The organism is Paraburkholderia sp. EG286B, from assembly GCF_040965655.1.
Taxonomy (GTDB): domain Bacteria; phylum Pseudomonadota; class Gammaproteobacteria; order Burkholderiales; family Burkholderiaceae; genus Paraburkholderia.
Map to the genome: position 1 here is coordinate 119,585 of NZ_JBFRCF010000001.1, position 12,748 is coordinate 132,332.

General features: G+C 61.1%; 12 protein-coding genes. 2 read left to right on the forward strand and 10 right to left on the reverse strand.

Annotated features, from left to right (window positions below):
- Nucleotides 1-7 precede the first annotated feature (7 nt).
- The 3 genes from AB4Y42_RS00530 to AB4Y42_RS00540 all read right to left on the reverse strand — a co-directional run bounded on the left by AB4Y42_RS00530 (nt 8) and on the right by AB4Y42_RS00540 (nt 2,737).
- A complete protein-coding gene (locus AB4Y42_RS00530; protein WP_368693059.1) occupies nt 8-1,087 on the reverse strand; it encodes a C45 family autoproteolytic acyltransferase/hydolase in 1,080 nt (359 codons plus the stop codon).
- A 201-nt stretch (nt 1,088-1,288) separates the two neighbouring features.
- Complete coding sequence (locus AB4Y42_RS00535; RefSeq protein ID WP_368693060.1) at nt 1,289-2,149, reverse strand: MurR/RpiR family transcriptional regulator; 861 nt, start codon at nt 2,147-2,149, stop codon at nt 1,289-1,291.
- A gap of 141 nt (nt 2,150-2,290) precedes the next feature.
- Nucleotides 2,291-2,737: a type II 3-dehydroquinate dehydratase gene (locus AB4Y42_RS00540; RefSeq protein WP_368693061.1), complete on the reverse strand. Its 447-nt coding sequence runs from the start codon at nt 2,735-2,737 to the stop codon at nt 2,291-2,293.
- Between AB4Y42_RS00540 and AB4Y42_RS00545 the strand changes: the two genes are divergently transcribed.
- On the forward strand, nt 2,727-3,602 hold the full coding sequence (locus AB4Y42_RS00545) for an IclR family transcriptional regulator (RefSeq protein WP_368693062.1): 876 nt from the start codon (nt 2,727-2,729) through the stop codon (nt 3,600-3,602). The two genes, AB4Y42_RS00540 and AB4Y42_RS00545, sit on opposite strands and share 11 nt — an antisense overlap.
- Nucleotides 3,603-3,849: 247 nt before the next feature.
- A complete protein-coding gene (locus AB4Y42_RS00550; protein WP_368687008.1) occupies nt 3,850-4,035 on the forward strand; it encodes a hypothetical protein in 186 nt (61 codons plus the stop codon).
- 35 nt (nt 4,036-4,070) lie between these two features.
- Here AB4Y42_RS00550 and AB4Y42_RS00555 read toward each other — a convergent pair whose 3' ends face one another.
- The 7 genes from AB4Y42_RS00555 to AB4Y42_RS00585 all read right to left on the reverse strand — a co-directional run bounded on the left by AB4Y42_RS00555 (nt 4,071) and on the right by AB4Y42_RS00585 (nt 12,535).
- Nucleotides 4,071-4,586: a gamma-glutamylcyclotransferase family protein gene (locus AB4Y42_RS00555; RefSeq protein WP_368687009.1), complete on the reverse strand. Its 516-nt coding sequence runs from the start codon at nt 4,584-4,586 to the stop codon at nt 4,071-4,073.
- Nucleotides 4,587-4,677: 91 nt separating this feature from the next.
- The gene (locus tag AB4Y42_RS00560; RefSeq protein WP_368693063.1) at nt 4,678-5,322 is read right to left on the reverse strand and encodes a DUF429 domain-containing protein; all 645 of its coding nucleotides are present in this window, start codon (nt 5,320-5,322) and stop codon (nt 4,678-4,680) included.
- A gap of 71 nt (nt 5,323-5,393) precedes the next feature.
- Nucleotides 5,394-6,161, reverse strand: coding sequence for an H-NS family nucleoid-associated regulatory protein (locus AB4Y42_RS00565; RefSeq protein WP_368693064.1), 768 nt, complete (start codon nt 6,159-6,161; stop codon nt 5,394-5,396).
- A gap of 532 nt (nt 6,162-6,693) precedes the next feature.
- Nucleotides 6,694-7,761, reverse strand: a complete 1,068-nt coding sequence (locus AB4Y42_RS00570) for a LacI family DNA-binding transcriptional regulator (RefSeq protein WP_368693065.1) — start codon at nt 7,759-7,761, stop codon at nt 6,694-6,696.
- Nucleotides 7,762-7,825: 64 nt separating this feature from the next.
- Nucleotides 7,826-9,262, reverse strand: a complete 1,437-nt coding sequence (locus tag AB4Y42_RS00575) for an alpha-glucosidase/alpha-galactosidase (protein WP_368693066.1) — start codon at nt 9,260-9,262, stop codon at nt 7,826-7,828.
- A gap of 43 nt (nt 9,263-9,305) precedes the next feature.
- Entirely contained in the window at nt 9,306-10,589 is a 1,284-nt protein-coding gene (locus AB4Y42_RS00580; protein ID WP_368687014.1) for a sugar ABC transporter substrate-binding protein, read from the reverse strand.
- A gap of 62 nt (nt 10,590-10,651) precedes the next feature.
- A complete protein-coding gene (locus AB4Y42_RS00585; RefSeq protein ID WP_368693067.1) occupies nt 10,652-12,535 on the reverse strand; it encodes an ABC transporter permease subunit in 1,884 nt (627 codons plus the stop codon).
- Nucleotides 12,536-12,748 lie beyond the last annotated feature (213 nt).

The window sequence follows — 12,748 nt, forward strand, 5'->3', positions numbered from 1 at the left end:
TGAATGATTAGCGGGTTGCGCCGTCCACATGGCGCGCGTTCGAATCGATAAAACGGCCGAGCACGCGCTCGCCGCCCTGCCAGACGTCGAACGCCACGCCGCGTGGCTCGATGCGCATGCAGGCGGTCGCGAGCGTGTTCTCGTCGTCGGGGTCGTGCGGGTCGTCGCGGAAGATCGGCAGGCCTGCGCCCGCCCGATCCTGCAGCACCTGCACGAAAGCTGCGCCGTCGGGCTGCGCGCCAAGCGCGGGTAACAGTTCGGCGAGACGGGTCTGGCGATCGCGCGACGAGTCGGTGACGATCTGCGCCTCGTGCTCGCAGCCCGTGTGGATGAGGTGATTCGCGTGGCCCGAGGGCGCGCTCACTTCGCGCATCGAAGCGCGCTGCGCGGTCGCTTCGACGCTAACCACACGCACCTCGCCCGCCTCGTCGGTCCCGCCGATCGTGTGGTGGAAGCCGCTCGCGCGCGGCGTGTCGCGCAGCAGCGCGAGCGCTTCTTCCAGGGTCGCGCAATCGAGCACGGCGCGCGCCAGAATCATGCGCGGCACGCCCACGCGCGGCTCGCGGATGCGCACGTTGTTGATCGCTTGCGCAAGTCCCGCGCGCGTGGCTGCGAAGGTATGCCCCGGCAGCGAACCTGGGTAGTAGAAGCTCACGAAACCGGGTTTTCCTTCAGGTTCGACCTCGACCACGCTGCAGCGGCCATGCAGCCAGGGGTCGCCGTCTTCGTTGTGCGCAATGAGGCCCGCGCCCGGCGTGCACGATGCAAGCGTCGTGCAGCCGTCCGGCGCGTTGTGGATCAGCTCGCCGCGGCAATTCCAGAGGAACAGGTCGTCCGCGGACCAGTCGAGCGCCTGCGCCATTGCGTCGATTTCCGCGACGTAGGCCGGGAAATGCCGCACGGCTGCGGCGCGGAGCTGCTGCGCGAACGCACTGCCGCGCCAGCGGCTCACCGCCTGCCAGGCGCTGCTTTGCGCCATGTAGCCGGCAAACATCGGCTTCACATGTGCGCCTAGCTGCCGGCCGATCGCCTCGGGCGAGCCGGCCGCGCTGAGGGCCGCGCCCCGGAATGTCTTGAGTTCCTGCATCTGTTTCTCGCTTTTGCTACCGATGGGCCTGCCTCTTCCTATAGTGCGCTTTATACGCCTCAACAACATATGTTGTCAATTTAAATATCGGTTACAACAAATGCGATAGATACGGACGAGACAAAACCGGATGCCGTCTCACAACGGCATCCAGCTGCGGGAAAACAGGCGTGAAACGGCGCGGAAATGCCGGTGCGGCGCTCAGGGCACGTAAGCGCCGCGTGCATTCAGGGAACGCTCGGCCTGTTCGAGCTGCGCGATCGCGCCCGAGCCTTCGAGCGCCAGCAGATGGGCGACGAGCGACTCGGCCAACGCTGTCGCAGCGACGAGCGAAGGGAAAAACGACGGGCTTTCGTGCGTGAAGATCAGCGCCTTGTCGGCGTTCAGCGCAATGGGCGAGACGGCGCTGTCGGTAATCGCGATCAGGCGGCTGCCTTTGGCGAGCGCGGCCTCGGCCACGCGCACCGCCTCGACCGAATACGGTGCGAAGCTGACAACAATCGTTGCGCTGTCGCGCTCGATGCCGAGCAACTGCATTTCCAGCGTGCCCGCCTCGCCGCCCAGCAAGGAAACCGAAGGCCGGAACAGCCGGTAACCGTAGACGAGCCCGAACGCCACCGCATAGCACGAGCGAAAGCCCGCCACGTGCACGTGCTTCGCGCGGCGCAACACGCGCGCCGCCTCGACCATCGAGCGCGTGTTGTGCGCGGCGCTCGCCTCCAGATTGTGCTGTTGCGCCACGAGCAGGTCGCGCGCCAGGCCGTCCTTCGCATGGCCCGCCACGAGCGAGCGGGCCCGCGAGGAAAGCGGCTCCGGCCGCGTGCGCACGCGCGCGACGAACAGGTCCCGCAGCTCGTTCCAGCCCGGAAAGCCCAGTTGCTGGGAAAGCCGCACGAGCGAAGCGGGCTGCACCCGGGCGCGCTCGGCCACTTTGCGCATGGACGAGACGGCCACTTCGTCGGGATGGTCGAGCAGGAAGGCAGCGCCGGTCTGGAACTGCGGGCTCAAGTCGGAGAAACGCGCGCGGATCAGCGCGGCGAGCTGGTCGAAACTGTCTGGCATGCGTCGCTCGGGCAGTGGGTGACAACAAATGTTACCACCGGTGTTGCCGGATGTTGCAAGTCGGGACAGATGATGTGGCGCATGCCGACCGAAGCGGGCTCCATCGAGGAGCCCGCGTACTTCATAAATGGAGGAGCCGGCTCAAGTCTGCTTACCCCACAGATCGTCGATCGCGCGGATCGCCAGCAAGTATCCGTCCGCTCCCGCCCCGCAAATTACCGCTGTGGCCGCCACCGAAATCGTCGAGTGACGATATTCCTCCGAGCGTTGATGAATATTGGTGATATGCAATTCCACGACTGGCCGGCGGATGAGCTTGACTGCGTCGAGCACCGGAATGCGACCGAATGAAAAGCCGGCCGGATTGATAATCAGCGCGGCGTCCTGCAGGAACGCTTCCTGAATCCAGTCGATCAACTCGCTTTCGCTGTTTGTTTGACGAAATACGCAGTCGAACTTGAGAGCGTCGGCGAGCGTGAGGCAATTCTGTTCGATGTCCTTCAGCGTAGTGCTGCCATAAAGATGGGGCTCCCTCGCGCCCAGCATGTTCAGGTTGGAACCATTGAGGATGTAGAGTTTGCGCGTCATGGTGTCAGTGTGTAGAAGAGCGTTCGAGGACCGTGTCCTTGGTTTCCCGGGACATTGCGATCGCCAGGAAGGAGATCAGGTTCAGCGAGCCGCAGACCGCTACGATGGCCCACGGGGAACCGTGAAAGGCGAAGGTGCGGGCCTCGTGGCCATTGCCGATGCCTTGTCGCTGCCGCGCAGCACCTGCCACCGCCTGCTCGCCGAACTCGTTGAAAGCGGGTATGTCAGGCAACGGGTCGATCACAGCCGCTACATCCTGACAATGCGCATGACGTCGAACGGACTCGAATTCCTGAGCCTCACGGGCATCGCTGATATCGCCCAGCCGATCATCGAACGCGTGGCTGCACAGACGGGCGAACTCGCGCGGCTGTCGCTGGTGGATGGCGAAGCGATCATCTGGGTCGGCAAGGCGGACGGACAACGCTCCGGCTTTCGCTACGATCCCGACATGGGCCAGGCGGCACAACTTTCCTGCACGGCGACCGGACACGCATGGCTCATGACGATGACCGATGAACAGGCGGCCGCGCTCGTCTTGAAGCAAGGCTTCGGACAGCCGAATGAGTTCGGACCCAATGCGCCGACGACGCTCAAAGCGCTGCTCGGTTTCGTGCATGCGGCGCGCGTGCGCGGCTACGCGATGATCGACGAGGTGTTTGCCCCGCGCATGTCGGCAGTGGCGACGCCCGTGGTGAGCGGTACGCGCTGCGTCGGCGTCATCAGCCTGGCCGGTCCCCGGGTACGGCTAACGACCGGGAAAATTCACCAGTACTCGGGACTGCTACGCGAGGCGGCCAATGAGTTGGCCCAGTTGAGCAACATGGCGGGATTCTCACATCGGCCGCCGCTCGGAAAGGGATGAGAACGCGGAATTCAGCCAATATTTAAAAAATCTAAAGTCACCTGAAGTGCAACCGCAATACAGCCGGGTACCAGCGTCGGCATGCAGCTTCCTGCCCTATCCAATATCAATTCACTGCCAAAGGATCCTGCTATGTCCGTGTCATCTGCAAGCAGTCTGAACTCAGGCCCAACTCTCACGAGCCGGCGTCGCGGCCGACGCCGCAAAGCAGCTTTTCAGGAGCTTCGACACATCCGACGATGGTCAGGTGTCGCTGACTGAGTTTGTCGAGGGCGTGAGCACGAGTATCAAGAGCGCAAGCCAGGTGTTCAACGACCTCATGGATTCCTATACGAGGGATGCGAACGGGAATCTGGACCAAACCGCCACCGACAACTTCCTCAGCGCCGGGGTGGCAAAAGCGACGGCTTTTTGGCAAAACCTCAGTCGGTGAACTGGTGTTTGCCGCGGTAGTGTCGTCGCGAGCCGTCAAGTCGCGGAGTAAGCCCGAAGCTCCGTCTCGCTTCGGGCTGAATCAGGATCGTCGATAGAGTGAATTGCCTCGATGGCTCGCACGTAGTCTTCAGGCAAATTCGCCTCCCTTGCGCCCACCAATACATGCTGCTTGTACCAATGGTAGGGCTGAAGGCCGGGCTGCTTTTTCGTAGCGACGTAGGTCAGTGCATACACTCCGCCGGTCGAGGTTTCGACCCGGACACTCAAAGGCTCGTAACCCTTACCCGCTCCTTCGAATGTGTCGAGCGCCTCCCGTTCGCCACGCACGACCGAGAAAATGACGCCATAGACTCTGTCACCGACGTTTCCCGTGTGCTCACAATCGCATTTTCCCGAGCCGTCCTTCTTGCTCAATTTGTCGAACGCGAGTTTGTAGCCTGTCACGAACCCCGTGGTGACGACCCTCGCTGACGGCAGCCTCACGACGAGGCGTCGTACCGACATGTTGGAGCCGTACGCGAAATAGGTAAATTCGCTGCTCGAGTGCATAGCTGGGATTGCCCTCGCGACAACTGCAGTGGGACATAACGCACGGCAAGCCACCTGCAACGCCTTCCCACACGGCGGCACGGTATTCGCGTCAATACGTGTTCAACGAAAGCGGAATCGGAACATGAATGTAACCACCGTCCACGTCGCCGTAAGCAAATGTGCGCCCCTCGACCAGGTATCTCGCGGTCAGCGCACACAGCGCGGCGTCGAAGTCGTCGATCGATTTCAAGCCAGAGGCGTCGATCATAGCGCTTTCCAGGACTTCAGGCCGCTGCCGGCGCTTCTCCTTCGCAGACGTCCCCGCTTTGCCCCGGAGGGCACAGGTCACGGCATGGGGAAACGTTTCGAAGCTGACACGCCCGCCCTGGAAATCGCGAGATGACAGCAGCGGATAGGCGGAAGAAAAGGCCTGGTAAATGGCTTCTCCGTTGAACATCCACCGGTAGAAGCGACTGGGGTTTTCATCGGCCCGCTTTCGGGTTGGCGTGGCAAAGGAAAAGATGCGTTGATGCGCAAGCTCGCGTTCCGCACGCCGCCCTTCGCCTTCGACACCCCATCGGCAAGGCGCGTCGATCCCGACGGCCTGGACGTCATACTCGAGGCACGCTTGCAGCATCTCCTGTGGGGTTTTCGTGTCGGCAGGCCGGAAAGCACGGCTGCCCTCCAGAATGACCAGATGGCAGCCCTTCTTGTCACCGCCCACGTCGATGCCAGCAACCGTCCGTGTGTTCACGCGGTCCCCGCCACGAGTAACAAGCGCTGAACCGGGCTGGAAGCAGGCTTCTGGAGCCCGGCGCGTGCCACTCAGGCCGCAGCGGCCGTGCTCACAGCTTCAGTGGCCGCCGCGGGCGCAGCAGCTTCGACGGGCGCCGGTGATTTCACCACGAGCTTCGGCGCACGGGCTTTTCGGACGACCGGTGATTTCGCCGCTGCGCCGTTCTTCGGCGCAGCTTTCCGTGCCGGCGATGCCGCCGCCTTCACAGACACCTTCTTGACAGCGGCCTTTTTCGTTGCAGCGTTCTTTTTTGCAGCGGCTTTCTTCGCTGCCGGCGCCTTGGCCGTCTTCGCTGCAGGCTCAGCCTTTTCGATCAAAAACTTCGACCGGTCCTTCGCGCCGGCGAGCCATGCCGGTGCGATGCCACGACCGGACCACGTCGCGCCGGTTTTCGGGTCGCGATATTTCGGCGGCTGCGGTCCGCGCACATAGTTACCTGCCTTAGGCGCTTTCACAGCAGCGGCCGATTTCGGCGCCGCGCCTGCAATCAGAAACTTGCTGCGGTCCTTTGCATTTGCAATCCACGCGGGAGCACGACCGTGGCCGGTCCAGGTCGCGCCGGTTTTGGGATCGCGATATTTCGCTGCCGACGAGCCCTGCTTCGCGGCGACCGTCTTTCCCGGCTTGCGGCCGCGCCGTTTGCCGACAAATGCCTCAATGTCGGCGACCGTCACTGCATGCTTGTCCATCAGGCCGCGAATCTTCTCGAGTACCGCCGACGATTTCGTTGTGGCCAGCGATTCTGCTTGAGCCTGCAGCTTTGCGATTCTTGCCTGAATCGATTGGAGCGTAGCCATTCGTGGAATTCCTTTGATAAGTTAGTTTTTCCCACTATGCCACATCGGACGACGAATACAACATTTGGTGTCGAATTAGTTTGCGCCAGGCAGTGAGAAACATTACTTTCTATTTCAAGATCGATAAGTTGTCTGACTGTCGGCGTGGAAGTGCCATCGCGTTTTTCGCCCCTTCACTTCAATTCAGCGTGCTCTTACTCGTTATGCGAAGGCGGGCGGGTACACGAATTGACCATAGGAATATCAATAGGCTCTCGCGATACCTCATACTCGCGACAAACCATCGGAGATTGGTCGGCGACCTGTTGCGTGCAACGGGCGACGCAAATCCCGTTGGCACGAGACAACTACGTCTTCTATCTGCTATTTGCTGAAGGAAGTTAGCGGCGCGGCCGCGTTCGGCAGGATACTGTCTAAACATACAGTGCCTTGTGTGGCCGATGAGCATGATGAAGGCCGCACCGCTCGCGCCCGGTGCGATTGTCCTGCCTTCAAAGTGCGCGCAGAATAGACGAGTGCTGCGAATGCCGCGTCAGGGCGACGCCTGTCCGATTCTGCTGCCGCAAGACTCGCGCACGATAAGCGGAACCGCCATCATCGAATGCAACTCGTCGGGTCGTTCGCCAGCCATAAGGCGTACCAGCAGGCTAGATGCCTCGCATGCCTGCTCATAAGGCGACGTCCGCATTGTCGTCAGTGGCGGCGTCGCAAAAGCGGCCAGTGGAATATCGTCATATCCGACGACGGCAACGTCATCAGGTATGCGTAAGCCAGCCTTGCGCAATGCGGCCATCGCACCGAATGCGACGGTGTCGTTGCCTGCAAACAGTGCGGTGAAGGATGGACCGCGCTCGAGCATTGCGTTCATGGCGTCGTAACCGCTTTGTGCGTTGAAGTTCGCGAATCCGACACACTCGCCTTCCAGGCCGAAACCGAACTCCCGCATGGCGTCGCGATATCCGTAGAGGCGCTCCGTGACCCCGTGGTACTCATCGGACGCAAACCCGAGGTAGGCGACCCGCTTGTGCCCAAGCGCGAGAAGATGCCGCGTTGCGACGCGCGAGGCTTCGCGCATGTCGACGTCGATGCTATAGATGTTCGCGTGTTCGGCAAGCTTCGATCCGAAGACCACAAGCGGAAAGCCTTCGGACGCGAGACGCGCGAGATGGACATCATCGGAGCGCGGCGTATTGATGGCAATGAGTCCGTCGATACGGCGGCTGTCGACCAGCTCGATGAAGCTGCCACCCGAACGTCCCGTCTCGATGATCGGCTCGAATATCACCTTGTATCCGTGCGCGTGACAGGTGTCGTTCACGCCCGCAAGCATGCGTGGAATGAACGCATCGACCCTCAGGTGTTCGCTATGCGGCGTCACGAGCGCCACAGTGCGGGTTGCGCCGCTCACCAGCGAACGCGCAGCCGCGTTTGGCACATAGCCCAACTGACGGGCAGCGTTCAGCACGCGTTCGCGCGTCTCCTCGCTGATTCCCATGTGCGGGACATCGTTGAGAACAAATGAGACAGTTGTGCGCGAGACGCCCGCTAGCTTTGCGACCTGGCTGCTTGTGACTCTCGTTGTGGTGATTTTCGGGCTCATTTTTATATGCACAACCGGGGCGGCGCACGGCGCACGCACGAATGCGTTGCGCTGAACTTGCGCATCAGTTCCCGACTCCGCCATGCACGCGCCTCGACAGACTCAGAGGAAGCCAGTCGCGATGCGCGTCGAGCAAATCGTCGACCAGCGCGACGATCTGGTCGACATCCAGTTCCGCCGCCGTATGCGGATCCAGCATCGCGGCATGATAAACGTGATCGCGGCGTCCCGTGAGCGCTGCCTCGACCGTCAATTCCTGCACGCCAATATTCGTGCGCATCAATGCAGCAAGCTGGGGCGGCAAGGCCCCGATATGGGTCGGTTGCACGCCATTCGCATCGACGAGACAGGGGACCTCGACGCAGCATCCCTGCGGCAAGTTATCGATGAGCGCGGTATTGGGCACGTTGCCATAGATCACGTTGCGCGTGCCGGACGCTATCGAGTGGATAATCGTCGCCCCGAATTCCTGCGAGCGCGTCATCGTGCGCAGACCTTCGAGACGCGCCACCGCATCATCATGACGCTTGTCCATGACCTTGAACCGCTGCGCGAGTAACGTGGCTCGCAAGCCCTCCGGGTCCTGCGACCCCGGCTCACGAAGTTCTCGTTCCAGGCACTCCCTCGAAGCTTCATAGACCTCGCAGCGGCCGGGATATTCGTCCACTGGAATATTGAACCTCTCGAGCAGGTCATCGCGTCCGCGCTTGATGAACCACGGCACATATTCGCTGAAATGTTCGCTCGACTCCGTCGGAAAATAGCCGAGCCGATGAAGCATCTCGTATCGGACGCGATTTGAGTCGGGGACACGCCCTTCCGCTCGCACCCGATGCAGCGCAGGATAGAGATCTTCGCCGCGCCGCCCAAAGGTCAGGAAGAACGCCATGTGATTGATGCCGGCGCACGTGTAGCGGACCTCATCGAACGGCACGTCGATGTCCTTCGCGAGCTCCGCCGCGGTGGCCTGCACGCTATGACATAGCCCGATCGTGCGGATCGACGACGCGCGGTTCATCGCCCAACACACGATCGCCATGGGATTCACGTAGTTCAGATGCAAGGCATCGGGACAGACGCGCTCCATCTCTGCGAGCAATTCGAGCATTACCGGAATGGTGCGCAGCCCTCGCATGATCCCGCCGATGCCGATCGTGTCACCGATCGTTTGCTCGAGTCCGTAGCGCTTCGGAATCTCGAAGTCGATCACGGTGGCTGGCTTATAGCCGCCTACCTGAATCAGATTCAGCACGTAGTCGGCGCCATCGAGCGCGCGTGCGCGATCGGTCGTCGCCACAATCTGGGGACTCGCCTGCAATTGTCCCGCCACCCTGCTCGCAACGAGCGCTGAGAGTTCCAACCGGCGCTCATCGATATCGTGCAGGGCAATGCTCGCGTCCGCGAGTTCCGGATAGCTGAAAATGTCGCCGAGCAGATTGCGCGCGAATACCGTGCTACCCGCTCCGATCAAGGCGATCTTGACTGGCTGTCTCGATGGCATGCACGTCTACTCCGTTGTGTGCGCCTGGGTGAGCGCGCGTGACTCAATCGCCCTGGTGTCGCGCGACCGCGTTAACCTTCTCATTGGCCTCTTTGAGCGCTGTGGCGGCGTCGGCGCGGCCCAAAAAAATGGATTCGATGGTCGCATCCATGATCGCGTCGATCTGCGCGGCACCCGTTGCGACGGGAGGCTGGTAGGTCGTTGCCTGCCTCATATCGAGGAAGGCCTGGGTGTCGATATTGCGTTTCGCATGAACGTCGACCGTGATCCGGTCGAGGCCCTGTATTGCCGGAAACACGACGCCAGTCTGTGCAACGATCTTCTGGCAAGTCGCGGAACCCAGGAACCTGACCCACTTCCACGACTCTTCCCGATGCGCACTGCCGCTCCAGATCGAGTCCGCCAGCCCGTTGAACATGGTCGCGCGCGCGGCCGGACCTTTGGGTAGCACCGCGTATCCGACCTCGAACTTCGCGTTCTGCGCGTACCAGTTGACCATCCACGAGCCGTCGCTCACCATTGCCACCTTCCCCGCGGCAAGCATGGCCGAACTTCCCAGCTTGCTGGCTTCGTCGAAAGGTGCCGAATAGCCCTTTTTCATCAGGCCTACGATCCAATCTAGCGTGCGCGCCAGACGCGGATCGTCGTAATAGTAGTGAGTGGTCCAGGGGCCATCGTTATATTTGAAGCCTTCGGACACCGCGAACGCGCTCCATTCGGTCTGCCCCATCATGCCGCCCGCCCGTCCGATCTGATACCCGCGCACCTTGACGTGCTGCGCGTCGAACTGCTTCGAATCTCCGCGATTGCCGTTGGCGTCGATCGTCAGCCGCGCGATTGCCTTCCCGAATGTACCGCCGTCCCGGTCATTCCATGTCCAGCCCGAGATCGCTGCCGGGTCGATGCCCGCATCCTTGAACATCTGCTTGTTGTAGACCAGCGCTACGGTATCCCAGTCCTTCGGCAAGCCGTATTGATGTCCGTTCCTCGACCAGTTCAACAGCAATGCGGGATAGAAACCGCCAGTCGCGACCTTGTCGCGCTGGATGTACGGAGCCAGATCGACGAGTTGCCCATTGGTGACCATCTCTGGATATTTCATCAAGTGATTGGCGAATACATCGGGCGCCGTGCCTGACACGAACTGCGTCGTGAGCACCGTCCAATAGTCGGACCATCCGACTTGCGAGATCCTGATATGGATTCCGGGGTTCTCTTTCTCGAACTGCGTGGCGCACGCCTGATAGGCAGGTCGCTGATTCGCATCCCAGAGCGCGTACCTGATTTCGACGGTGCCAGCCGCATGCGCGACGATCGCCGTGGCCATCGCCGTAAACACCGCAACGACCTGCGGGATCGGATATCGCCTGCTGCGGAACGAAGGAATCTTCATATGCGCGTCCGGACTCGAAGCCACTCATTCTTTGCCGCCGGCCTGTCGACCACATAGCGCCCGAAAGCAATCAGCAAAGCGAGCATCGGAAGAGCGGCCAGACATGCGGCAGCCATCAGGCCGGTCCAGTCGGGAGCGCCCTGGGGCGCTTGCGACTTGAACGCCTGCAAGGCAACGGTCAGTACCTGCATGCCGTCGGCGTTCGCCACGATGAACGGCCAAAGGAATTCATTCCAGGCATTGACGGCCGATAGAATCGCGACGGTCGCAATCGGCGCCCAACTGACCGGAAGCACGATGCGCCAGAATATCTTCCAGTGCGATGCCCCATCGAGCAGCGCTGCCTCCTCCAAGTCGCGAGGAATCGACAAGAATGCCTGGCGGAGAAAGAAGATCGCGAACGCCCATACAAGAAAAAACGGCGCCACCATGCCTGCATAGGTGTTGAGCCAACCTAGTTCCTTGATCAGAATGAAGTTTGGAATGAACAGAACGATATTCGGCAGCATCAAGGAGACGAGGAACAGTGCAAACAACGGCTCGCGCGCCCGGAAACGCAAGCGCGCGAAAGCATAGCCGGCCATGGCGCTGAACACGACCTGACCGATGACGATCAGCCCCGTAAAGATCGCCGAATTCAGCAACGCTCTCAGGAAATCGATGTTGCCGCCCGATCCCCCATCGGCAAGCGCGACGTCGTCGTTCACCCATCCAAGGGCGCGACGAAAGTTCTCCAGCGTGAATGCCGGCGACAACCATTTTCCCGTTGACGTATACACATCAGTGGGCGGCGTCAGCGCGGTGCGCAGGACCATCAGGAGCGGAACCACCGTCACGGCGATCATCGCCGCGAGCACACACCAGGCAAGCACTCGCCCCATGCTGATATGCCGTACGTGTGTTGGCGCAGCGACCGCGTGATCGAGCGCGCCGAGATCGGAACTCAAGAGAGCAAGCTCGGACTCGCTTGCACGAAAAAGCCGCATCTGCACCACGGTGTACACGGCCATGATGGACAGCAATGCGATCGACATGGCGCACGCATAGCCCATCCTGTGGAACCTGAACGCGTTTTCGTAGATGTAGTAGACGATCACGCGCGTCGAGCTGGCCGGCCCGCCATGTGTCGCCACGGCGACCGTGTCGAAGATCTGGAACGCACCGGTCATGCTCGTAACGATCACGAACAACATCACGGGCCGCAGCAGCGGAACCGTAATTCTGCGAAACAGCTGCCATTCGCCGGCGCCATCCAGTATTGCTGCCTCGTAAAGGCAGCGGGGAATGCGCTGCATGCCGGCCAGAAACAGCAACGCGACCATGCCTGTATATCGCCACGTATTGACGGCCGCGACTGTGGCGAGCGCCTCGACCGGTGAGCCGAAGAATGACCGGTTTGCAAGGCCGATTGCCCCGAGCAACGCATTGATCCAACCGAGCATTGGGTCGAGAAGCCATACCCACATCAGCGCGACGAGCACATTGGAGAGAAGAAATGGCAACAGCACGATCGCGCGGATTGCAATCGCTCCACATAGACGGTCCATCAGCACGGCGAGCAGCAGTCCGAACGCGGTCTGCAGCGGAATATTCAGGATCACATAGTATGCAGACAGAATCAGTGCGTGCCAGAATTCGCCATCGGTGAGCATTGCGCGATAGTTATCCAGTCCGACGCCGCGTGGTGCAGACATGAGGTTCCAGTCGGTTGCGCTGACACCTATGGCCCTCACCGTTGGCACCAGATAAAACACGACGAGACCGATCAGCGAAGGCAGGATCATCATCCACGCCGTGAGCGCTTCCCCGTTGCGCTGCCGCGTGGATGGACGCACGGTTGCTATCAGCGACCGACCGCTTGTTGCCGGAGCCGTTGCCATGGCATTCCTGAAGATCGCAGGGCTAACGCGCGTTAGCCCTGGATGCAAAAAAAGACGCCTTCGTGCGTCCGTGCATAAACGCGGCCTTCCTGACGAGGCCTGCATTCAGGCTAGCCAATTCGCGAGGAACATTCAAGTACGGCGAGCGGTAGAGGTCAACGGCACGAGGAGGCGAAGTTTGGGCCGGTCCGGTTTGGGGCGCGTCATTTGCAA